At 60.2% G+C, this 21,946-nt stretch carries 21 protein-coding genes; 11 read left to right on the top strand and 10 right to left on the bottom strand.

Features of this window, described 5'->3' with window-relative positions; all coding sequences use genetic code 11:
* Positions 1–6 precede the first annotated feature (6 nt).
* From JWZ97_RS04580 to JWZ97_RS04535, 10 genes are all read right to left on the bottom strand, one after another.
* Positions 7–666 (bottom strand): class I SAM-dependent methyltransferase, encoded by a 660-nt coding sequence (locus tag JWZ97_RS04580; protein WP_205433634.1) that lies wholly within the window; start codon positions 664–666, stop codon positions 7–9.
* Complete coding sequence (locus JWZ97_RS04575; RefSeq protein WP_205433633.1) at positions 663–3,398, bottom strand: cation-translocating P-type ATPase; 2,736 nt, start codon at positions 3,396–3,398, stop codon at positions 663–665. Before JWZ97_RS04575 ends, JWZ97_RS04580 begins: the two co-directional genes overlap by 4 nt.
* A 115-nt stretch (positions 3,399–3,513) precedes the next feature.
* A complete protein-coding gene (locus JWZ97_RS04570; protein WP_205433632.1) occupies positions 3,514–3,873 on the bottom strand; it encodes a hypothetical protein in 360 nt (119 codons plus the stop codon).
* A 145-nt stretch (positions 3,874–4,018) separates the two neighbouring features.
* Positions 4,019–4,411 carry a hypothetical protein gene (locus JWZ97_RS04565; RefSeq protein WP_205433631.1) on the bottom strand — a complete coding sequence of 131 codons (393 nt, stop codon included), beginning with the start codon at positions 4,409–4,411 and terminating at the stop codon, positions 4,019–4,021.
* A gap of 60 nt (positions 4,412–4,471) precedes the next feature.
* Positions 4,472–7,624: an efflux RND transporter permease subunit gene (locus JWZ97_RS04560; RefSeq protein WP_205433630.1), complete on the bottom strand. Its 3,153-nt coding sequence runs from the start codon at positions 7,622–7,624 to the stop codon at positions 4,472–4,474.
* Position 7,625: 1 nt separating this feature from the next.
* Complete coding sequence (locus JWZ97_RS04555) at positions 7,626–9,224, bottom strand: efflux RND transporter periplasmic adaptor subunit (protein ID WP_205433629.1); 1,599 nt, start codon at positions 9,222–9,224, stop codon at positions 7,626–7,628.
* Positions 9,225–9,292: 68 nt separating this feature from the next.
* Positions 9,293–10,597 carry a TolC family protein gene (locus JWZ97_RS04550; protein ID WP_240342483.1) on the bottom strand — a complete coding sequence of 435 codons (1,305 nt, stop codon included), beginning with the start codon at positions 10,595–10,597 and terminating at the stop codon, positions 9,293–9,295.
* Between the two features lie 675 nt (positions 10,598–11,272).
* Positions 11,273–11,650 (bottom strand): small metal-binding protein SmbP, encoded by a 378-nt coding sequence (gene smbP, locus JWZ97_RS04545; RefSeq protein WP_205433628.1) that lies wholly within the window; start codon positions 11,648–11,650, stop codon positions 11,273–11,275.
* A gap of 255 nt (positions 11,651–11,905) precedes the next feature.
* Positions 11,906–12,418 (bottom strand): hypothetical protein, encoded by a 513-nt coding sequence (locus JWZ97_RS04540; protein WP_205433627.1) that lies wholly within the window; start codon positions 12,416–12,418, stop codon positions 11,906–11,908.
* Positions 12,419–12,433: 15 nt separating this feature from the next.
* A complete protein-coding gene (locus JWZ97_RS04535) occupies positions 12,434–13,102 on the bottom strand; it encodes a Fic family protein (RefSeq protein WP_205433626.1) in 669 nt (222 codons plus the stop codon).
* A 343-nt stretch (positions 13,103–13,445) separates the two neighbouring features.
* On the opposite strand from JWZ97_RS04535, the gene traL reads away from it, so the two are divergent.
* From traL to lepB, 11 genes are all read left to right on the top strand, one after another.
* Positions 13,446–13,727, top strand: a complete 282-nt coding sequence (gene traL / locus JWZ97_RS04530; RefSeq protein ID WP_205433625.1) for a type IV conjugative transfer system protein TraL — start codon at positions 13,446–13,448, stop codon at positions 13,725–13,727.
* A complete protein-coding gene (locus JWZ97_RS04525) occupies positions 13,724–14,332 on the top strand; it encodes a TraE/TraK family type IV conjugative transfer system protein (protein ID WP_205433624.1) in 609 nt (202 codons plus the stop codon). Before traL ends, JWZ97_RS04525 begins: the two co-directional genes overlap by 4 nt.
* The gene (locus JWZ97_RS04520; RefSeq protein ID WP_205433623.1) at positions 14,329–15,201 is read left to right on the top strand and encodes a type-F conjugative transfer system secretin TraK; all 873 of its coding nucleotides are present in this window, start codon (positions 14,329–14,331) and stop codon (positions 15,199–15,201) included. The genes JWZ97_RS04525 and JWZ97_RS04520 overlap by 4 nt, the downstream gene beginning before the upstream one ends.
* Positions 15,198–16,583, top strand: coding sequence for a TrbI/VirB10 family protein (locus JWZ97_RS04515; RefSeq protein ID WP_240342482.1), 1,386 nt, complete (start codon positions 15,198–15,200; stop codon positions 16,581–16,583). The genes JWZ97_RS04520 and JWZ97_RS04515 overlap by 4 nt, the downstream gene beginning before the upstream one ends.
* A 44-nt stretch (positions 16,584–16,627) precedes the next feature.
* Positions 16,628–17,452, top strand: coding sequence for a DsbC family protein (locus tag JWZ97_RS04510; RefSeq protein ID WP_205433622.1), 825 nt, complete (start codon positions 16,628–16,630; stop codon positions 17,450–17,452).
* On the top strand, positions 17,449–17,970 hold the full coding sequence (locus tag JWZ97_RS04505) for a TraV family lipoprotein (protein WP_205433621.1): 522 nt from the start codon (positions 17,449–17,451) through the stop codon (positions 17,968–17,970). Before JWZ97_RS04510 ends, JWZ97_RS04505 begins: the two co-directional genes overlap by 4 nt.
* 122 nt (positions 17,971–18,092) lie before the next feature.
* Entirely contained in the window at positions 18,093–18,410 is a 318-nt protein-coding gene (gene traA, locus JWZ97_RS04500) for a TraA family conjugative transfer protein (protein WP_205433620.1), read from the top strand.
* A 52-nt stretch (positions 18,411–18,462) separates the two neighbouring features.
* The gene (locus tag JWZ97_RS20305; RefSeq protein ID WP_205433619.1) at positions 18,463–18,717 is read left to right on the top strand and encodes an RRXRR domain-containing protein; all 255 of its coding nucleotides are present in this window, start codon (positions 18,463–18,465) and stop codon (positions 18,715–18,717) included.
* A complete protein-coding gene (traC, locus tag JWZ97_RS04490) occupies positions 18,714–21,113 on the top strand; it encodes a type IV secretion system protein TraC (RefSeq protein WP_205433618.1) in 2,400 nt (799 codons plus the stop codon). Before JWZ97_RS20305 ends, traC begins: the two co-directional genes overlap by 4 nt.
* Complete coding sequence (locus tag JWZ97_RS04485) at positions 21,103–21,417, top strand: hypothetical protein (RefSeq protein WP_205433617.1); 315 nt, start codon at positions 21,103–21,105, stop codon at positions 21,415–21,417. The genes traC and JWZ97_RS04485 overlap by 11 nt, the downstream gene beginning before the upstream one ends.
* Positions 21,398–21,934: a signal peptidase I gene (gene lepB / locus JWZ97_RS04480; protein ID WP_240342481.1), complete on the top strand. Its 537-nt coding sequence runs from the start codon at positions 21,398–21,400 to the stop codon at positions 21,932–21,934. The genes JWZ97_RS04485 and lepB overlap by 20 nt, the downstream gene beginning before the upstream one ends.
* Positions 21,935–21,946: the final 12 nt, after the last annotated feature.

Genomic DNA, 21,946 nt, shown 5'->3' with positions numbered 1-21,946 from the left:
ATGACTTCATAGGACATCTCCTATTGGTTTGCAGGCCTTATGCAAAGCGATGGCGCCGAATACCGTGCGATAACGGGCGGTTTCTACCACCGGCCGGAAACCGGCTTCGACCATAAAAACCGGTAACAGCCCCTGAATGTTGTCATGTATTTCTTCGGCCCAACGTATCAGCAACGAGAACAACCACATAACCGTATCCTGTGGTTCGCCAAAATCCGCCACATGGAGTTCGCCGCCGGACTTGAGCACGCGGAATATTGCGCCGAACGCCTGCCGTTTCTGCTCCCGCTTCAGATGGTGCAGCATCAGGCTGGTGAACACATGATCGAAGCATCCATCGGGATAAGGCAGATCGGTTGCCGTACCCTGTTGAAGTATGAGGACATCTCCCGCTTGGCCGGCCTTCCGGCGAGCGATGTCGAGTATTTGTTGATCGACATCGAGTCCGTGGACGGCGGCGTCCGGATGGGTCTTTTTGATCAGCAGCGCGAGCGTTCCCGTCCCGCAGCCCACGTCCAACACGGAGTGGCCGGATTGAATGCCGGCTTGCGCGATCAAGGCTTCTTTCACGGCAACTTCCGCAAACAGGCAACCCACGATCGGGTCGTACCAGGGTGTCAGCCAATGGAAATGAAAGGCCGGGATATAGGCGTCGTCTTTTTTCATCTCCAGGATCCTCGATGATTTGCCGACATTTCAGCGGACAATGCCGTGCGCCGCTCCCGAAACTGACGCCGCACTTTGAGCGCCTCCAGGACCAAAAGCGGAATGAAGCCCAGCCCGAACCAGGCAGTGCATTGATACAGCGTGATCGGCTCGGTGCCGAACAGGGTTTGCAGCGCCGGGATGTGGTGTATCGCCAGTTGCAGGGCAAAGCTGGCCGCCACGATCAGACACAACCGCAGGTTGGTGAACAATCCCAGTTGCCAGACGGTGCGATAGCGGCTGCGAGCGCCGAAGGAACGTATTAATTCTGCGATGACCAGCGCGGTGAATGCGGCATCTCGAGCTTGATCCAGGCTGGTGCCTCTATAAAACTCGTAGGCGAAGGCGCCGAAGGAGACACTAGCGGTCAAAAATCCAGTAAGCAGGGTCAGTTTGAGAAACTTCCGATCCAGCAGCTCGGCCTGGGGGCTGCGCGGCGGCCGGCTAAGCACATCGGTATCGATCGGATCGGTAGCTAGCGCCAGCGCCGGCAATCCGCCCGTTACCAGGTTGATCCAGAGTAGATGCAGGGGCAACAATGGCGATGGCCAACCGACCAGCGCCGCGAAGAGCATGATGGCCAGTTCGGCGGCGGCAGCAAAAAGCAAATAAGCCAAAGTCTTGGCGATATTGTCATAGATGCCTCGGCCTTCCTCGATCGCCGCGACAATGGAGGCGAAATTATCATCGGTGATGATAAGGTCGGCGGTCTCTTTGGTAACCTCAGTGCCCGTAATGCCCATGGCGATGCCGATCGACGCCTCCTTGAGCGCCGGTGCATCATTGACGCCATCGCCGGTCATTGCCACGACCGCGCCGGTCGCTTTCCAGGCCCGCACGATCCGCAATTTGTGTTCGGCGGTGACGCGGGCGTACACCGCGATCCGCCGCACCTGCTCCTGGAGTTCGTCATCGGACATCATCTCCAGTTCGGCACCTAAAGCCACTTCGTCTTCGTTATCAAGAATCCCTAGTTCGTGAGCGATGGCCTTGGCGGTATCCGGATGATCGCCGGTAATCATCACGGTCTTGATGCCAGCCCGTTTGCATTTGGCAATCGCGTCGCGAACCTCGCCGCGCGGTGGATCCTGTAAGCCGACCAAACCCAGCAACACCAAGTCCTGTTCAATTTCGGCTTCATCAAGCGGTGCTGAAGGATCGCTCGGGAAAGATTCCAGCACCCGTTCGGCGATGGCCAGGACGCGTAGCGCGTCGCCGGCCAGCAAGTCACCGGCTCGGATCATGGCGGCGCGCTCCTCGGCGGTCATGGGTATGATGCCTTCCCGCGTGCGTATGAACGCGCAACGTTCCAGGATGACTTCGGGCGCTCCCTTGACGAAGGCCCGGGTTTCCTCTTCCCAGCGGCGGATGACGGTCATCCGCTTGCGGTCCGAATCGAACGGCACGACGGCCACCCTGGGCATCTCGGTCTCGACAGTGACGCGGCGGATGCCCCATTTCATGGCCGCCACCAGCAAGGCTCCCTCGGTCGGATCACCCACGATACTGGGGCGCCCATCGGTCAACTCGGCATCATTGCAGGCAGTAGCTGCCCATAACAGGGCGAATAGGGCAGGATCGTCGCGTTGTTCCCGTCCGCCAGAGATGAATACGCCGGACGGCTGATAGCCTTCTCCGGTTACACTGAACAAGCGTTCTTGAGTGACGATCTTGCGCGCAGTCATGGCGCCGACGGTCAGAGTGCCGGTCTTGTCCGTGCAGATGACCTGGGCGCAGCCCAAGGTTTCCACTGAGGGCAAACGCCTGACCAGGGCATTGCGTCTGACCATGCGTTGCACGCCTAATGCGAGCGCCACCGTTACCACTGCCGGTAGTCCTTCCGGAATCGCCGCTACCGCGAGGCTGATGGCGGTACGGAACAATTCGAATGGATCATTGCCACGCAGCAGACCTAAACCGAACACCAGCGCCACGATGCCTAAACAAATCCACAACAGACGACGTCCCACCTTATCCAGCCGACGCTGCAACGGCGTTTCGTCTGCACCCGCCGATTGCAGCAGCTGGGCGATATGCCCGACCTCGGTGTCCATGCCGGTCGCCACCACCAAGGCCCGACCTGAACCACCGACGATGCTGGTGCCGAGAAACACCATATTGTGCCGATCGGCCAAGGGAGTTTCCTTCGGCAGCATCGCGACCCGTTTCTCCACGGACTGAGACTCGCCGGTGAGTGGCGCTTCGTTCGCGCGCAATTGCGAGGTATCCAGAAGGCGGGCGTCCGCCGCTACCAAGTCGCCGGCCTCCAATAACAGAATGTCGCCACTCACGATCTCGGCGGCGGCAACTACGGCGGCGTGCCCGTCACGGACCACACGGGCTTTGGGAGTCGTAAGACGCGCCAGCGCTGCCGCGGCCTTTCCCGCACGGTATTCCTGGAAGAAACCGATGACTGCATTCAGGATCACGATCGCCAGGATGGCACTGCCATCGACCCATTCGCCGAGCGCGATGGAAACGAGTGCCGCGCCGATCAATACCCAAATCACCAGACTTTTGAATTGCCCCAAGAAGAGCATCAAGGGAGAAATGCCTTTGGCCTTGCGCAATTCGTTCGGTCCCTGTTGAGCCAAACGCTTCGAAGCCTCTTGGGGGGATAGCCCAAGATCGGCATCCGTCGCCAGTCGATCAGCGATCTCAGGAATCGGTTGCTCAATCCAAGTTTTCTTCATTGCCATGTCCAATACCGCTCATTCGTGGCGCGTCCCTTAACTTCCTGACTTGAACTCGCTAACGCCATGGTCGGAACACCTCGTCTTCTCATGGCGTTCCCATTCCGATCCATGTCTAATGCGATTCCATGGCCATTTGTCTATGCATCCGCGCCATCTCCGCGTTCGACTTGGCGACTTGCTGGTAGGAGCGAATCAGAGCCTCGCAGTGGGACTGGAACGACATGGCCTGCTTGCCATACAGGTAGCTGCGCGCCTTGTATTGATCCAGGAGCTTTTTATGCTCCTCGACCTTGGCCTCGGCATCCTTGGCTGCCTGCTCATAATGTTCGGCCAGCGCCTGATGGTCGGTGGGGGTTCTGGCGTTTTGGATAGCGGCCGTCATGTCCATGGGATGAGGATTCGGCTGGGCGCAGCTCGCCAGCAATCCGAGGGTCAGAGAAACGGTCAGTAATGCTTTCGTGATGTTCTTCATGGCATAACCTCATTGATGGATGTTGGATGAAAAGCTTATTCGTGGCGTGTTGCTTCATTTCGCAAATAGCCTCATGAACGCCATGGGCAGGAAACCTCGGTATTCCCCATGGCGTTAACACAGCGGGAAGTCAAACTGACTCTCTCTACCGTTCACTTCCACTCCCCCGCCTGCTGATCGCTCCCGCCGCCATCTGCCGGTGCATCTTCGCCATCTCTCGATTTTCTGCGGCGGCCCGCTCGTAGATATCGATCAACCTCTGGCAATGGCTTTCGAAGTTCCCGCCCAGATAGCTTTTGGGATAGTCGTGGGGATCCTTTTTGAAGTCCGCGAGAATTTGTTGATGTTCCTCGACCATGGCATCTGCCTCTTTGGCTGCCTGTTCATAATGCGCGGCCAACGCCTCGTGGTCTGTTTTGGTCTTGGCGCTTTGAACGGCCACAGTCATGTCCATGGGGTGAGGATTCGACTGGGCACAGCCTTCCAGCAGTCCCAGAGTCAAGGCAACGGTCAGTAACGCTTTCGTGATGTTGTTCATGGCACACCTCATTGATCGAAATTGGAAGAAATGTCGGTTGGTGTTATGAGAGTGAGTTGTCTACTGATCACTACCTCCTGCTTGAAAGTCGGTTAAAAGTTGTTTTCTCTGGATGAAATGCCCTTTGACCAGGGCATAAATTGCCGGGATGACGATTAAGGTCAACAGGGTGGAGGAGATCATTCCGCCCACCATCGGCGCGGCGATGCGGCGCATCACCTCGGAACCGGTGCCGGTGCCCCACATGATGGGAAGCAACCCGGCGATAATGGCGACCACGGTCATCATCTTGGGCCGGACCCGCTCCACCGCACCCTCACGGATCGCCGCATACAGATCGGCCACTTCCAACCCTTTCCCTTCCGGCTTTTGCGCCTTGGTCCTTGCCAAGGCATGGTCCAGATAAATCAGCATGACCACTCCGGTTTCGGCCGCCACACCGGCCAGGGCGATGAAGCCCACCGCCACCGCCACACTGAGGTTGTAGTCCAGCCAGTACATGAGCCACACGCCGCCGACCATGGAAAAGGGCAAGGACAGCATGACAATGAGCGTTTCGGTGATGCGCTTGAAGTTGAGATAAAGCAGCAGAAAAATGATGAAGAGGGTCATTGGGATCGCGATGGCCAGTTTGGCCTTGGCACGCTCCATGTATTCGAATTGCCCGCTCCAGGTGACGTAGTAACCGGGTGGAAACTTGACCTGTTCCAGCACGGCCCGTTGGGCATCGGCCACGTACCCGCCGATGTCGCGGCCGCGGATGTCCACGAAGATGTAGGCCGACAGCAACGCGTTTTCGGTTCGAATGGCCGGGACCCCATTGGCGAGACTGACCTGCGCCACCTGCCCCAAGGGAATCATGGCGCCGCCGGGAGTCGGGACGAGGACTTGGGAAGCAATCATCTCGGGCGAATCCCGGAGTTCACGCGGATACCTCACCATCACATTGAAGCGCTCCCGGCCTTCGACGGTGGTGGTCACGCTTTCGCCGCCCAGGGCGGTCGCGATCACATCCTGAAAATCCCCGACGCTGAGGCCATAACGGGCCAGTTTCTTTCGGTCCGGCGCGATGGTGAGGTAATAACCGCCGGTAATGCGCTCCGCATAGGCGCTGGTCGTTCCGGGCACGGTTTTGACGACGGATTCGATATGCGTGGCGAGCCTTTCCATCTGCGCGAGATCATTGCCGAACACCTTGATGCCGATCGGCGTCCGGATGCCGGTCGACAGCATGTCGATGCGATTCTTGATCGGCATGGTCCAGGCGATGGTGACACCGGGCATTTGCGTCGCCAGGTCCATTTCAGCGATCAATTTCTCGGTGGTCATGCCAGGTCGCCACTGGTCCTCGGGTTTGAGGTTGACCACCGTTTCGAACATTTCCAGCGGCGCCGGATCGGTGGCGGTGGAGGCCCGTCCGGCCTTGCCGAACACCGATTCGACTTCCGGGAACGTTTTAAGTATGCGGTTATGGGTCTGCATGATTTCCGCCGCCTTGGTGACGGAGAGCCCCGGCAGACTCATGGGCATGAACAGCAGCGTGCCTTCGTTCAAGGTCGGCATGAACTCGCTGCCCAGCTTCGACAGGGGATAAACGGTCATCGCCAGGATGGCGGCAGCCAGGGTGATGGTGAGTTTCTTCCAGCGCAGTACCCCTTCGATGATCGGGCGGTAAAGCCAGATCAGCACACGGTTAACGGGATTGCGTTTTTCGGGCAGGATGTGGCCGCGTATGAACAGAAACATCAATACCGGCACCAGGGTCACCGACAGCAGGGCGGCGCCCGCCATGGCGAAGGTCTTGGTGAATGCCAGTGGCTTGAAAAGCCGGCCTTCCTGTTCCTCCAGCACGAACACCGGCAGGAACGACACGGTGATGACCAGCAGGCTGAGGAACAAGGCCGGACCCACCTCTTTAGCAGCCTTGATCATCAGTTCCAGGCGATTTTCCCCGGGTTCGGCCCGCTCAAGGTGCTTGTGGGCGTTTTCGATCATGACGATGGCGGCATCGATCATGGCGCCGATGGCGATGGCGATCCCGCCGAGACTCATGATGTTGGAGTTGATGCCCAGGAAATGCATGACGGTGAAGGCGATGAGTACACCGACCGGCAGCATGACGATGGCCACCAGCGCGCTGCGCACATGGACCAGGAACACCACGCACACCAGCGCGACCACCAAGCTTTCCTCGATCAGCTTGTCGCGCAGGTTTTGGATGGCTTTCAGGATCAGTACCGACCGGTCATAAACGGGCTCGATGGACACGCCGGCCGGCAGACCGGGGGCGATGTCGCGGAGCTTGGATTTGACATGCTCGATCACATCCAAAGCATTTTGCCCGTAGCGGGCAATGGCGATTCCTGAGACCACCTCTCCCTCGCCGTTCAGTTCGGTGAGTCCTCGCCGCTCATCGGGTCCGAGTTCAACGCGGGCCACATCGCGAATCAGCACTGGCGTGCCGCCCTCGGCTTTAAGCACCAGGTCTTCAATATCTTCGATGCCACGCAAATATCCTTCGCCCCGCACCATGTATTCGGTTTCGGTCATTTCCACCACGCGCCCGCCCACGTCCCGGTTGCTGGCTGCGATGACCTGGCTGACCGTCGACAAGGGGATACCGTAGGCTTGCAGTTTGCGCGGCTCGACAATGACCTGGTATTGCTGGACGAAGCCACCGACGCTGGCGACTTCCGCCACGCCATGGGCCTTGGTGAGTTGATAGCGGATGAACCAGTCCTGCAGGGTTCGCAGTTCCGCGAGGGAGTGCTGGGCCCCCAGCACGGCATACTGGAACACCCAGCCAACTCCGGTGGCATCCGGGCCGAGACTGGGCGTGATGCCTTTGGGTAATCGGCTGGAGGCGAAATTCAGGTATTCCAAGACCCGCGAACGTGCCCAGTAGACATCGGTGCCGTCATCGAAAATCACGTAAACGAACGAGACGCCGAAGAAGGAAAACCCGCGCACGACCTTGGAATGGGGAACACTCAACATCGCCGTGGTCAGGGGATACGTCACCTGATCTTCCACCACTTGCGGGGCCTGACCGGGATATTCCGTGTAGACGATGACCTGGGTGTCGGACAAATCGGGCAGGGCGTCGAGCGGCGTTTTGAGGATGGCGTAGATACCGGCAAAGATCAGAAAAACCGTCGCCAGCAGGACGATAAAAATGTTGCGAGCCGACCATTCGATAATTCGTCCCAGCATCTCACCGTCCCCCGGCCGCTTTAGTCGTGGCGCTGCGCCCATGTCCGGCGTGACCCGTGGCCGGTGTCGCGGCGGAGGGGGTCTGTTGCGGTGTCATCTCGGCACCAGATCCCAACTTGTTAGCCTGGCTATCGAAACTACCGAGTGCCGCTTTCAGATTGCTCTCGGCATCGATCAGGAAGTTCGCACGGGTCACCACCTGCTCCTGTTCGCTCAGCCCCTCCAACACCTCGGTCATGTCATCGCCTCGAATCCCGAGTTTCACCGGGCGAGGCTCGAAGCGACCTTCGCCTCGATCGACCAGGGCCAGAGTGCGCCGGCCGCTCTCCAAAATCGCCGAGCGCGGTACCGCTAGCCCCCGATGCGCCTCGGTGGCGATCTCAAGCTGGGCATACATCATCGGCCTGAGTAAACCCTTGGGATTCGGCAGTTCAATCCGGACCTTCGCGGTACGCGTGGCGGGATTCAGCGAGGGATAAACTAAAGCCACCTTGCCTTGGAAAGTCCGACCGGGAAAGGCGTCGAGCCTGGCCTGAACCTCCTGTCCCAGTTCGATCAGGCCAATATCCTGCTCATAGATTTCGGCCATGACCCACACCTGGGACAGATCGGCGATTTTGAACAGTACATCTCCCGCGGAGGCTCGGCTCCCGGCGATAGCCGATTTTTCCATGACGACGCCGGCTGCCGGGGAGCGAACCACCAAGCCGTGACGGGACTTGCCTTCGTGTTCAAGGCTGGCCAGCTCAGCGTCTGAAATCCCCCAGTTGCGTAGCCGTTCCAGGCTGCTTTCCGCCAGATCCTGCATTCCCGACTGAACCCATGGTTCGGCCTTGGAAAGCGCCGCCTGGGCGCTTTTAGCGGTCAGGTATTCGCGTTGAGCGGAAACCAGGTCCGGGCTGTAAAGTTCGAACAAGGGCTGGCCATGCGCCACGGCTTGCCCGGTGGTGTTGACGAACAGCTTCTCGATATAGCCATCGAACTTGAGGGTCACGTTATACAGGCGTCGCTCGTCAGCCTCGACGATACCCACGTTGCGGATGGTGTGCGCGATATCCTGGCGTTCCACCGGAGCCGTCTTCACGCCGAGTTTTTGAATCTTCTCGACGCTCACCCGGAGCGTCTTGGCATCGCTCGCACTCGGCGTATCCTCCTCGGCATAAACCGGGGTGTAATCCATACCCATTGAATCCTTCTTGGGGATCGGCGAAGTATCGGCAAGCCCCATGGGATTCTTGTAATAGAGAATCTTGGGTTTCAACTTCGCCGGACTACTGGGCGTCGGATTCGATTCATCGGCATACACCGGGAGGTAGTCCATCCCCATGGAATCTTGCTTCGGAACCGGCGAGGTATCGGCAAGTCCCATCGGGTTTCGGTAGTAAAGAATCTTTCGCTGCGGAGGTGTCGCATCCGTTTTTGGCGTCACCTGCGATTCGGCGTTTGGCGCAACCTCCTGGTAGACGGGGATGTAATCCATACCCATCTCGTCCTTGGTTGGTACCGGTGAGGTGACCGCCGGATTCATGGGATGACGGTAAAACAGCGGCTTATTTTCGGCTTGTGCCGTAGTGGGTAGACTTGCCTTGATGGCTTGCAAGGCCAGCCAGTAGCCCCCCGAGGCACCCAATCCGATAGAAAACACGGCCGTCCAAAATAGGGTCTTGTTCATGGGGCCTCCTTCCCGGCAGCGGCCATCAGTCGGGCCAAAGCCTGGTGGGCGTCCGCCAAGGCCTGCCAATACTGCATCCGGTAATCGAACCAGGTATTTTCGGCGCGGATGACGTTGAGAAAGTCGGTCTTGCCGACCTGATAGGCGGTCAGTGCGGACGCAACGGTTTGTTGCGCGAGGGGGAGGATGTTGTCTTCAAAAAGCCTGAATTGTTCGCGGTCGCCCCGATACACGGCCAGAGAAGAAGCGATCTCGGTCTGGGTTTTGCGCTCCGCTTCATCCAGGGCATAACGTTCCTTGAGCAACTCGCTGTTGCGCTGGTCAATGGCCTTCGATTGCTTACTGTCCGCATAAATGGGTAGATTCAGACTGAGCCGAAAGTTGGCGAAATCGCTGCGGCTTTGACCCGTGGGGGTATTCTGGCGAAAGGCGTATCCGGCACCCAGCGTGAAGTCCGGGTAATAATCCTTTTTAGCCAGCTCAAGCCGGGTTTGCGCCGCGTCTATCGCGTGCTTGCGCTGCGCCAGAAGCGGACGCGAGCGCTCGGCCGTCGCCAGCAAGTCCGCTTCCGACTGAATATCCGGCAACGCCGTGTCCACCTCGCCCGGCAAGCGGATGGGGCTATCCATGGACCGGTTCAATAAAGCATTCAGGCGGGCGATCTCGCTCCGATGCATGCCGACGTGCTGGGCTCTTTGTTGGCCCAGCTTGGCCAACTCCAATCGCGCCGACAGGACGTCCTGCTGCAGTCCCTCGCCCACCCGGTATTTGGCGTCGGCGATTTCGACTAGTTGCTGGAGCAAGCGCTCGGTGTCTGCGATGATGATGAGCGAGCGATGCATGTACATCAGTTGCCACCAGCGGATTTTCACATCGCGGGCCAGACGCAGGCGCGCTTCTTCGACGGTGTTGGCCGCAGCTTCCGCTTCGAATTCGGCGGCTTTCTCCTTTAGCGTCAGCTTGCCGGGGAAGGGAATGGCCTGGCTGAGTCCGACTTCCATCATCGTCATGTCCTCCTTGCGGAGGTTCAAACCGTTGGCGGTGGGTAGATTGAGCGCGTCGAGATTCAGGGTTGGGTCGGGCAGCGTCCCTTCCTGAGAGGGGATGGCCGCCATCGCCTCGGCACGCGCCTTGATTTGGGCAAGACTCGGATTGCCTTCCAAGGCTAGGGCGACGGCCCTTTCGGGCGACAGGATGGGCTCGTCGGCGTGCGCACCGCCTGAGATTGCGGCGAGATAGATCGCCACCGTCACCGACGTCAAAGACGCGCGGTGGGGCGGCCACAGGGACATAAAAAACATCAAGTTCTCCTCGATTGCAGAAACCGAAGGCCCTGCCAGGCGCAGAAACCCTCAATCGCCAGTTAACGGCGCATTTCGAGCTCGGGAGAACGGGCTAATTCAGAAGCGTACAGAACTGATAGATCAGCGGGATTCGCCGACCGTCGGGGGGAGCGGTGACGCGAGGAATACGTTGAGCTTGAACGGGAAGGAATAAACTTCCAATGATCCAGATCAAGGACAGAATGAAAACCGGGATCTCCGGCTTATCCAGCTTGTATCCGAAAACCGGGTTGGGTTGGGAGTCGAGACAAGGCTTGAAAGAACAGTCTTGAACGGGCTCGGACTGGTGATCTTGATGCTCTTGCGCGTGGTCTGCCGATTCAGAACACCCCGTTGACATTGTCTCCACCGAGGCGATACGCCAGGGTGTAGGCATGGCGCAGGTTGAAAACATAAGCACGGAAACCAGGCTTACGAGCAGCACGTACACCAAAGCGTGCAGGTAAGGACGGTTTCGTTGGGCGAGCAAGGCTTTCAACACAAAGGGGAGCTCGGAGAAAAACTAATTAATAATCAAACTAGCACATCAATGCCACAAGTTGAAGTGGCAATAAGCTAAGAATAGCTGGAGGGGCCGCGTCCATACAAAGCTCGCCGAGATGACCTCCGCCGAGCTTTGACCGGATAGGAAGCTTACTTTGATTGCTCTTTTTCCTGTAAGTGGGTAGCTGCCTTACCAGCGGCAGTGCCGGCTTCCTTGCCATGTCCCTTTTTCGCGTGACCGGTGGCCTTTCTCATCTGGTCGAAGGTGGCTTTATCGTGCTCTGCCTTCGGGTTCTCGCCGGTGATTTGTTTGGACGGCTGGGTGTAGGGGTGTTCGGCATTCTGCTCGATCACATGCTTTTGGGCTTCTTCGGTATGGACGGCAGCCCCTGCCGCATCACCCTTCGTGCCTCTTTCCACCGCTTGATCGAGGTGCTGGGTGGCTTCTTGGCCATGTTCTTCCGCAAGAACTGGATTCCCCAAGAGTAGAGTTGTGCCGATCAATAACATAACGGTTGTTGTTTTCATTTTTTTCTCCTCGGTTAACAGAAACTTAGGTTTACAAATCAGATTGGATGGAATCGTCCGATGTTGTGATCATTCGATCGTCAGAAAATTTGTTATTTCCGGCAAATGCTGCGCCTATTCCATTTGTTAATAAAATTATCAACTTAAGAGGTTACAGCTTGAGTATGATTGACATTTTTGGTGCATGAGTCTCTTTATTTGGTGCGTAAGTAATAACCGTCCGACATCCCGAGAGCACGAGCAGCGATCTGCGAATCAGCCGTCGGCAAATAGGAGTGGAAACAAAATCTCGGCCGTCTCGCTCGGAAAGCGCAGCGACACGGGCCCTTTGGGCGTTACCGATCCCAGAATGCCATGTTCCACCAGACCGGCGAGCACCATGCGCGCGCTCCGTTCCTTGAGTCCTGTGATCCGTCCGGCTTCGCCGCGCGGCATTTCGCCTTGCAACAGTACGCGCTCCAATATGTGGAAGGCTTCCGGCTTCATGGCCGTACGCTCCACGTAGACGTTGAGCCGCCCGGCGAGGTGGTCGAACTCGAACAAGCCGGTCATGAAGTTCACCTGATCCAGGCACACGCGCAGAAACCAGTGGATGAATTCGATCAGGGCCTTTTGCGATAGATTGCCGCGGCCGTCGAGATCGCCCTGCCTGTGACTATCGGCATAGTCCATCATCTGTTTGTATTCCTGCCGGCTTTGCAGTCCGCGGGCGAGACCGCGCGACACCGACCACAACCAGCCCGCGCCGATGCCCGCCATGAGGCCCATGGCATGGCTCATCAATCAGCTGACCCGTCCGTTGCCGTCCGGGAAGGGGTGGATGTAGTTCAGGCGGTGATGGGCGGCGGCCAGGGCGATGATGCGCCCGCCTTTTCCCATGGATGCCAGGCGATAGCGCTGCTCGAAGTACCGCATGAAGTCTTCCACCCGCTCGCTGCCGGGGGGAATATGCCGGCCGACCGTCACGTCTTGCTCTGGGAAGGTTCGGAATTGGCCCGGCTCCATCCGGAATCGGTGCCCGGCACCCTCGACCCAGAGCATGGCGTCCGGTGCCTCCTCATAGAACTCGCGGTGCAGCCGGCGCAGGAAATCCGCGGAAGCCGGCTCGGGCAGAGTGCCCTCCGCATAGCGGCGATCGATCATCCGCTGCACGCGGATATGCGTCCGCGCCTCGACCTGCAGATTGCGGCGGGTTTCTTCCCCATCCCGGTCGTTCTCCAGGGCGCGTTCGATGTCCCTCGGCGTGGTGGTATGCCCTTCGATCAGGTTCGAGTAGTAGCAGTTCATGATCCGGACCAGGTCGGCGAGGTTGGCAACGGTGCTCGGGTGCAACCGGTTGCTCAGCCTTTCCGCCGCCGCGGTCAGGGCGGCGAGGGTATCGGCGACCTCTACGGGTACATTTTCCGACAGGCAGGGTTCGATGCGGGAGGGAGTTTCAGCGAGTTCAGCCATGCCGATCTTAGGTTCGCGTAAGGCATTGTTGCAACAGACCTTAGTCTACACGATTCGCTGAATACTGCCGATCCTTGTGCCGATCGGCGAGTCAGCCCTAACTTCCTGATCGGACAATTGAATTCGTATCAAACAGGGTAAGCCGTTGCCGATCCGGCGGGCGGCGTCTCCCAGATCAGCAGTGTCGCCGGGGGAGAGAGCATCCGTATCCTAGGTAAACGTCAGAGACGGTGGCTCGACGCATTCACAGCGTTCCAATAAAGATGCGTTGAACCGAGCATCTATTTGGACACTCCTCCACTTCCGGCTCCGGACAATGACTCGACGTTTTCGAGGAATTGATATGGAGCCTGTGAGCATACCCAAGCACATCGACGATCCGGTCACCCTGCTGATCTGGAGCGCTGATGAATTCGCGCCGGCCGCCTTCCTGCTGATCCTGGGGATACTGATCGGCCAGGTGACGATCATGCTGGTGTTGGCGGTCGTCGCCATCAAGGCCTATCGCCGCTTCCGCGACAATCGCCCGGACGGGTATCCCCTGCACGCGGCCTATTGGATCGGGTTATTGCCCAGCAATGCCATCACCATCCCGAATCCCTTCATCCGGGCGTTTTACCCGTGAAGCTTACCCATCTCTTGGAGTCCTGGCGTATCGTCCAGGCCGAGAACCGGCTGCACCGGGTCGTGTTGATCGGGCTGGTCATCACCAACGGCATCAGCGCGCTGGCAGCCTTGCGTACCGAACGTGCCGTAGTGTTGGTCCCGCCGAACCTAACCAAGGAAGTCGAGATCACCCGCAACACCGCCTCCAGCGAGTTGAAGGAATCCTGGGGACTCTATCTGGCGGAACTCCTGGGCAACGTGACACCCGCCACCTCCGAATTCATCGCCAACGCCCTCGCGCCACTGCTCTCCACTGAGATCTACCGGTCGGTCATGGATGCGATGTCGGAGCAGATCAGCGCCATCAAGATGGACCACATCGCCACCAGCTTCAAACCGCGCCAGGTCAATTACGAAAGCGAAACTGACAAGGTCTTCGTCACCGGCGAGCTGACCACGCAGGGCCCCAATTCCAAGGCGGAAACCCGCAACCGCACCTACGAGTTCGTGCTTTCCACCCGCAACTATCGGCCCCGCCTGGATTATATCGACGTGTACCCGGACGAGCCGCGCACCGTGGAACGCCTGAAGGTCCTCAAACAACCGCAGGAACGCCCAAGATGAAGTCGCTCCATCGACAAACCGCCGCAATCCTGTACGCGTTGGCTGCGAGTGTGCAGGCCGAGCCCACCACCGTGGAAAGTCCCGCGGTACCGGCAAACGTGCTGACCGAGTCCAAACGCGATTCCGCTGTTTCCACGGCGCCCCAGACGATCCAAATCGTTCCCGGCGTCAACGAGATCATTCCCGTCGCCGTCGGCCACCTGAACCGCATCATGACCCCGTTCGACCGGCCCCATGTGCGCACGGTCAGCCAGGCGACGACCCAGGTCGAAGGCAATGTGCTCTACGTGGCCACGCCCGACGAAACGCCGGTGACGCTGTATATCACCCCCGGCGACACCGAAGAACTGGCCCTGTCATTGACGCTGGCGCCTCGGCGCATCCCGCCGCGGGAAATCCGCCTGACTCTCGATGCCGGCCAGTACAAGAAGCTCGGCTCGCTGCAGAGCACCGAGAAAAGCATGGGAGGCCGGGTCGGCAATTCATCCCAGGACTATATCGCCGAGCTGAAGGCCACCTTTCGGATGCTTGCCCAGATGAAGACGCCCAAGGGTTATGCCCTGCGCGAGCCCGGCGCGGGCGAGCAGATTCGCTGTACCCAGCCGGGCTCGCAAACCCGGACGGGACAGGCTCTGGAAGGGCATGATCGGGTGTTGCTGGTCGGTGTCGCCCACAATACCGGCCCGAATAGCCTGGAACTGGATGAGCGCTCCTGTGCCGATGCCGGCGGTGAGGTGCTGGCCGTGGCCGCCTGGCCCAAGGTTCTGCTCGAAGCAGGCGAAGCCACCGAACTGTATGTCGCGATCCGACGACCACGGGATGAAGACACCACGGTGCGTCCCTCGCTGCTGAAAGGGTCCGGTCGATGATGCAAAGCTTCAAGGACCGTTGGGACGCCCTCGGTCCCAGCGCGAAACGGGGCCTCGCCGTCGGCGGCATCGTTGCGGCGGGCCTGGGCGTGGTCACTGCCATCGCCAATTTCGCGCCGGAACCGGCTCAAAAGGCCGACAAGCAGCAGGTCGTCAAACACATCCTGACCGACTCGGATCCGCGATCTTTAGGTATCGACGGGCTGGCGACCCAGTTGAAACAGGTCGCCCAGAAAAACGAGGACCTGTTGCGCCGGCTGGCCGGACTCGAGGAAGAACAGAAGCGGTCCCGTCTGTCGGACGAGGAGCGCCTGCGGCGCATGAACGAGGAACAGGCGACCAGCCATCAAGGCCAGATCGAGTCCCTGCGATCGGAAATCGACAGCCTGCGCCGGGCCAAGGAGGCCGTGACGGAGAAATCCGACACTACCGGCACTCAGCCCATCCTGCCGCCCGCCGAGCGCGAGCGGCTGCCGCGGTTACCCGCGGCAAAGTCACCGACTCATCAGGACCTGGACGCGCTGTTCGCACAGCCACCAACGCCGGCGCCATACGGCGGCTCGGCCGGCGGCATGGGTCCCGGCCAACCTCAGACTGCCGGCCAGAACAAAGGCCGCTTGGAGATCCGTGTCATCAAGCCGAAACCGACTAATGAATCCTCTCCTGGACAGGATGTTCCGGCATCACAAGGCCCGACGTCCCAGACGGAGGTTTTCATCCCCGCCGGCAGCATCCTGTCGGGCAATCTCCTGAACGGTTTGGATGCCCCCACCGGCAAGGGTGCGCGCAAGGAGCCGTTCCCGGTACTGGCGCGCCTGAAGGACGAGGCCATCCTGCCCAACCGCTACCGGGCGGACGTGCGCGAGTGCTTCCTGGTCTCGGCCGGCTACGGCGATCTCAGTTCGGAGCGCGCCTACATCCGTGGCGAATCCATTTCCTGCGTGCGGGATGACGGCGGTGTGATCGAGGTGCCCATCGATGCCTATGCCGTCGGCGAGGACGGCAAAGTTGGCATCCGCGGACGGGTTGTCAGCAAGCAGGGGCAGTTGCTGGGCAATGCCTTGCTGGCCGGATTCCTGCGCGGCTTCTCCGACGCCTTCGGGCGCAACCAGACCCAGGTGCTGGCCTTGGCCGGCCCGGCCGGTGTGGCGACCACGCCGTTCCAGCGCTCCTTCAGCGAATCGGCGATGGAGGGCGGCGCCCTCAAGGGCGCCGGCTATGCCATGGACCGGCTGGCCCACTACTACATGGACATGGCGGAGAACCTGTTCCCTATCATCGAGGTGGATGCCACCCGCAAGATCGAGTTTGTCGTGCAGAAGGGAACACCCCTCAGGCTTTATGCCCGCAGCGATGCGCGCAATCCCCATCCGGCCCACTGAACGCAACTTATCGGTATCGCTTCCGCCAATCACCTGAGGACACCATGACATCACGCCTATTACCGACTCTGCTGCTTTGCGCCCTGGCGGGCACTTCTTTGGCAAATAGCGCCCACGATTCATCCACCGTTTCCGACACCGCCGATCTGCTGGCCAAGGCCAAGATCGAAGGCATGAAGGCGCTCCCCATCAACGGCCTGCAGATGGTCAAGGCTGGCGGCCGGACCTTCTTCATGTCCGGCAATGGCCGTTTCGTCATTACCGGCACCTTGATGGATGTCTGGAACCGGGTGGCGGTCACCGAACTCGATCAGGTCGACCGGGTCGCCAACCGTATCGATCTGGCCAAGATGAAGCTGAAGATCGACGATCTCGGCCCCGTCAGCTACGGCACCGGCAAAGAACAGGTCGTGGTCTTCGTCGACCCGCGTTGCCCGTACTGCGGCAAGGTGCAGAAACAGATGGAGGCACTCAAGGCGCGCTACACCTTCAAGCTGGTTTCGGTGCCGGTCCTGGGGCCGGAGTCGCAGAACCTGGTGATGAAGCTCGGCTGTGAGCTGCAAACGCCTTCGAAGGACAAGGCCCGGGAGGCCTTGCTACATCAGACCTACGACAGCCTGCCGTCCGAGATCGACGCGAAGTGCGACCGCGAGCCCATGCAGCGGGCTCTGGTCACCGCTCATCTCTTCGGCATTGAGGCGGTGCCGTTCCTGATCGCCCCGGACGGCCGCACCTTCAAGGGCGCCCCGGGCAGCCTGGCCGACTGGCTGGCCAACAAGCCGCCGTCGAATCCGACTCATCCCAACGAACCTACGACTCAAGCCGAAGGCGAAAAGCCGGCTGCCGGGAAGGAGGACGTCCAGCCATGAAGCGGCTCACCCTTTTCATCGTTGCGGTTTCCCTGACCGGCTGCTCGGCCAAATACGGCTGCAAGGGCATGCCGGACGATCCGACTTGCATCTCGGCGGTTGAGGCCTACAAGGCGACCGACAAGGCGAAGAGCACCGTCCATTCATCGGACACAGCACCCACTGCATCGGAAACGGCGGCGACGGCTATGCCTGAAATTTCCACGGAACCGGCTCCAATTCCCAAGATCGACGATCCCACCCCGATTAGAACGCCCGCCAAGGTGATGCGCATCTGGGTGGCGCCTTGGGAGGATGCCGACGGGGATCTCAATGTCTCCGGCTACGTCTTCACCGAACTGGAACAGCGCCGCTGGATGATCGGCCGGAGCGCCCCAGCCCAGAGTCCTACGATATCGCCTTTGCAAGTCCTGCATCGCGCCAAGGAGGATCGACGGCCGTCCGCTTCCACGGCCGAGGACGGAAAGCCAAATCCGTTCTCGCCCCTGAATGCTGGGTCCGATGCGGCGAATCCCTGAAACCACCGGCTGCGCAGCGGCGCAGGCGAGCCATGGGCGGGAAACCGCCCCATCAACCGGAAGGCATGCCTTTCGAGGCCCGGCGGGCAACCGCCATCCACTTGAGAGTAGTGAGATGAATCATGCCATCCCCTCAATCTAACGGCCGCGGTTTGTTGCTGGCGGCGCTCGTCACCCTCGCCGCACTGCTGATGCTGGTCACCGCCGACTCCTTCGCCGGCACTGGCGGTTCCACCGAGTTCGGCTCCATCTACACCATGCTGACCGGCTGGCTGCAGGGCACCCTCGGCCGCATCATGGCCGTCACCTTCGTCGCCGTCGGCCTGGTCGGCGGCGTCATGCGCGGCAGCATCATGGGCTTCGTGGTGGGCATCGCCGCGGGTCTGGGCGTCTACACGGCACCGACGGTGATCGACGCCATCGTGACCGCGGTGATCTGAGCCTCGGCCACCGGAGGATGCATCCTCCGAGGCACGGCGGGAAACCTCCGACATGACCCCCTCGATCAGGTTCCGCATGTCCAACGTACTTGTTTTCGGCGCCGATGGTGAAGCCCTGGCGCCCTGTCATCCGGCCCGCGCCCGGCAACTGCTGCGGAAGCAGCGCGCCCGGGTGCAATCCCTCCAGCCTTACAGCATCCGGTTGATACCGCCAACCGGAAATGGGAAGCCGGATCCCGGAACCACACCGGTTGCTCCCTTGTATGCTGAACCGGGCGATGACCAAGCCACTGGAGTGATGTCATGAAGACGGAACGGCATCATCGAGCCAGCCAGCTCTTTTCCATCCTGGCCTACGATGCCGATGACGGCCTGTTTCTGGGGGAAGACCACAGCCTCGGCTTCGGCTTTCTCTGCCAGCCGCTGTCCGGCGCCGATCCGGCCGTGGCCGACCGCGTCAACGTGCTGCTGAACCAGGAATGGCCGGTGGATACCCTGTTGCAGGTCAGCCTGTGGACCTCGCCGGACATCGACGCCACCCTGGCGCTGATGCAGGCGCGACGGCTTGACCAGCAGCAGCCGTTTTACAAGGACATGGTGCGGGCCAGCATCGACTTCCTGAGCCATGGCACCCAGGCGCCCCTGGAACACGGCGCCGGCACGCGCATACGCCGCACCCATGTCCTGGTGACGGTAAAGCTGCCGATGGCCGGATTCAAGCCCGGCGAGCAGGATTTGCAGCGCGCCGCCGAACTGCGCCTGTCGACCTTTCAGTCTTTGAGCACCATCGGCCTTCGGCCGGAGCCCCTGAGTTCGGATCACTACGTCCGCCTCATGATGACGATGCTGAATTGGAATCCGGAGGCCGGCTGGCACGATCAGGTGGTGCCCGAGTGCGATCCCACCCAACTGATCCGCGAGCAGTTGTTCGACTACGACAAGGACCTTAGAACCGATGCCCGCGGCCTCTGGCTGGGCAACAAGCGCGTGAAGACCCTGTCGGTGAAGCGCTATCCGGATCGCGTCTATTTCGGATCGGCGATGAGCTATCTGGGCGATGTGTTGTCCGGCACCCGCGGCATACGTCAGAACGCGATTCTGACCCTGACGCTGCATTACCCGGATGCCGAGGACACTCGGGCGGCACTGGACACCAAGCGCCAGTGGGTCACCAACCAGGCCTACGGTCCGATCCTCAAGTTCGTTCCCCATCTGGCCACCCGCAAGCAGAATTTCGACACCCTGTTCGAGGCGTTCATGGACGGCGACCGGCCGGTTCAGGCCTATTTCGGCGCCGTCCTGTTCTGCAATCCAGACGAGGAGGCCCAGGCGGTTTCCAATGCCCGCGTGTATTTCCGGGAACTGGGCTTCCAGCTGATGGAGGATCGCTTCTTCTGTCTGCCGTTCTTCCTCAACTGCCTGCCGTTCGGCGCCGACCGCCAGGCCATCCGCGACAGTAATCGCTACCGCACCCTGGGTACACGGCATGTGATTCCGCTGTTGCCCCTGTTTGCCGACTGGCCGGGTACCGGCACGCCGACCCTGAACTTCGTGTCCCGTAACGGCCAGTTGATCAACGTCTCCCTGTTCGACTCGGGGTCCAACTACAACTGCTGCATCGCCGCCCAGTCCGGCTCCGGCAAGTCCTTCCTGACCAACGAGATCATCGTCAGCTATCTGACGGAAGGCGCGCGCATCTGGGTCATCGATGTGGGCCGCTCCTATCAGAACCTGGCCGAGACCCTGGACGGGGATTTCATGGAATTCAGCGCCGAGAAGCAGATTTGCCTCAATCCCTTCGAGCTGATCCACAGTTGGGCGGAGGAAGCCGACGTGGTGGCGGGACTGGTGACCGCCATGGCGGCGCCGACCGAGAAACTGTCCGACTACCAAACCGCCGGGCTCAAGCGGGTGCTGAAAGCCGTCTGGGACGACAAGGGACAGGCCATGACCGTGGATGACATTGCCGAGCGGCTGTGTGCCGAACAAGACCGTCGCATCGTTGACGTCGGCGAGCAGTTGTTCCCATTCACCACCCGGGGCGAGTACGGCCGCTTCTTCAATGGGCAGAACAACATCCGTTTCGCCGGCGATTTCACGGTACTGGAACTCGAGGAACTCAAGGGTAGAAAGCATCTGCAACAGGTAGTCCTGCTTCAGCTGATCTATCAGATCCAGCAGGAAATGTATCTGGGCGAGCGCGACCGCCCCAAGATCGTCATCATCGACGAGTCCTGGGATCTGCTGAGCATGGGCGATGCCGCCACCTTCATGGAGCATGGCTACCGGCGTTTCCGCAAATACGGCGGGGCGGCCGTCACCCTCACGCAATCCGTCAACGACCTCTACCGCTCGCCGACCGGCCGGGCCATCGTCGAGAACTCCGCCAACATGTATCTGCTGGGCCAGAAGGCAGAGGCGATCGAGGGCATGAAGGCCGACAAGCGCTTGCCGCTGTCCGATGGCGGCTACGCCCTGCTGAAGACCGTCCACACCATCCCCGGCGTGTACTCGGAGGTCTTCTTCATCACCGAGCGCGGCACCGGCATCGGCCGGCTCATCGTCGATCCGTTCAAGCGCCTGCTGTTCTCCACGCGGGCGGACGACGTCAACGCCATCAAGCAACTGCGCCGCCAGGGCTTGAGCCTGCAGGAGGCGATTCGCCGGCTCCTTGCCGAACGGGAGAAATCCCGTGTCGCCTAACGCCATCTGGTTCGTTGCCATCCTCCTGTTCTCGGCCCTGAGTTCTCTTGGCGGTTACTACGCCACAAGCCGGGCGCTCGCGGAGCCTCTGCACAAACTGAGCATGACCACGCCGGTGCTGGTCCTCGACCGGGCAGCGCTGGTCAAGTCGCTGCCGCCCGAAGCGCCGCCGGAGTTGATCCGCAAAGCCATGGATGAATGGCGCCAGAAAGCCGAGCAGTTGGCACGGGCCGGTTATCTGGTCATCGATTCCGGCATGGTGGTCGCCGCACCGGAGGACGTGTATGTCCGCTCCGAACCCTGATCGGCTGCCGTTCATGACCGCCAAGGCGCTGTTTCTGCTCAAGGCCATGCCTGTTTTGGCAGCGATACTCAGCCTGGGCGCCTACCTGGGCGACCGTTTCCATCTCGGCATCGACGACCAGAAGGAACTATGCCTGCCTGGCGATCATCGCTGGTTCCTCATCGATCGCCATGACCAGAACATCTGGCGCGGCGATCGGGTGGCCTTTGAGGCCGATGAACGCATGACGCCCTGGTTTCTCCCCGGCCGAGTGGTGGTCAAGATCGCCACCGGCGTCTCGGGAGATCATGTTCAAGTCGATCTGAACCAAACCGTCGTCAACGGCAAAACCGTCTCGAATGGCTTGGCGCTGAGTGAAAAGCTGGGGAAGACACCCAGCGACTACACCCGGCAAGTGAACATCCCCGGCAATGCGATCTGGGTCACCGGCTCGCATCCGCGGAGCTTTGACTCTCGTTACTGGGGGTTCGTGTACGAGCGGCAGATCATCGGGAAGGCGTATGCGCTGCCGTTCTGACAGGATTCTTCG

This window comes from Methylococcus sp. EFPC2 (assembly GCF_016925495.1).
Classification (GTDB): domain Bacteria; phylum Pseudomonadota; class Gammaproteobacteria; order Methylococcales; family Methylococcaceae; genus EFPC2.
Note: the sequence above shows the minus strand (reverse complement) of the source record. Positions and strands in the feature narration are given on the sequence as shown.

What these genes read in the sequence shown, in the direction of transcription:
- JWZ97_RS04580 (WP_205433634.1), bottom strand. Translation starts at nt 666, where the DNA reads ATGAAAAAAGACGACGCCTATATCCCGGCCTTTCATTTCCATTGGCTG.
- JWZ97_RS04575 (WP_205433633.1), bottom strand. Translation starts at nt 3,398, where the DNA reads ATGAAGAAAACTTGGATTGAGCAACCGATTCCTGAGATCGCTGATCGA.
- JWZ97_RS04570 (WP_205433632.1), bottom strand. Translation starts at nt 3,873, where the DNA reads ATGAAGAACATCACGAAAGCATTACTGACCGTTTCTCTGACCCTCGGA.
- JWZ97_RS04565 (WP_205433631.1), bottom strand. Translation starts at nt 4,411, where the DNA reads ATGAACAACATCACGAAAGCGTTACTGACCGTTGCCTTGACTCTGGGA.
- JWZ97_RS04560 (WP_205433630.1), bottom strand. Translation starts at nt 7,624, where the DNA reads ATGCTGGGACGAATTATCGAATGGTCGGCTCGCAACATTTTTATCGTC.
- JWZ97_RS04550 (WP_240342483.1), bottom strand. Translation starts at nt 10,597, where the DNA reads ATGTTTTTTATGTCCCTGTGGCCGCCCCACCGCGCGTCTTTGACGTCG.
- smbP (WP_205433628.1), bottom strand. Translation starts at nt 11,650, where the DNA reads ATGAAAACAACAACCGTTATGTTATTGATCGGCACAACTCTACTCTTG.
- JWZ97_RS04540 (WP_205433627.1), bottom strand. Translation starts at nt 12,418, where the DNA reads ATGGGCCTCATGGCGGGCATCGGCGCGGGCTGGTTGTGGTCGGTGTCG.
- JWZ97_RS04535 (WP_205433626.1), bottom strand. Translation starts at nt 13,102, where the DNA reads ATGGCTGAACTCGCTGAAACTCCCTCCCGCATCGAACCCTGCCTGTCG.
- traL (WP_205433625.1), top strand. Translation starts at nt 13,446, where the DNA reads ATGGAGCCTGTGAGCATACCCAAGCACATCGACGATCCGGTCACCCTG.
- JWZ97_RS04520 (WP_205433623.1), top strand. Translation starts at nt 14,329, where the DNA reads ATGAAGTCGCTCCATCGACAAACCGCCGCAATCCTGTACGCGTTGGCT.
- JWZ97_RS04515 (WP_240342482.1), top strand. Translation starts at nt 15,198, where the DNA reads ATGATGCAAAGCTTCAAGGACCGTTGGGACGCCCTCGGTCCCAGCGCG.
- JWZ97_RS04510 (WP_205433622.1), top strand. Translation starts at nt 16,628, where the DNA reads ATGACATCACGCCTATTACCGACTCTGCTGCTTTGCGCCCTGGCGGGC.
- JWZ97_RS04505 (WP_205433621.1), top strand. Translation starts at nt 17,449, where the DNA reads ATGAAGCGGCTCACCCTTTTCATCGTTGCGGTTTCCCTGACCGGCTGC.
- traA (WP_205433620.1), top strand. Translation starts at nt 18,093, where the DNA reads ATGCCATCCCCTCAATCTAACGGCCGCGGTTTGTTGCTGGCGGCGCTC.
- JWZ97_RS20305 (WP_205433619.1), top strand. Translation starts at nt 18,463, where the DNA reads ATGACCCCCTCGATCAGGTTCCGCATGTCCAACGTACTTGTTTTCGGC.
- traC (WP_205433618.1), top strand. Translation starts at nt 18,714, where the DNA reads ATGAAGACGGAACGGCATCATCGAGCCAGCCAGCTCTTTTCCATCCTG.
- lepB (WP_240342481.1), top strand. Translation starts at nt 21,398, where the DNA reads ATGTCCGCTCCGAACCCTGATCGGCTGCCGTTCATGACCGCCAAGGCG.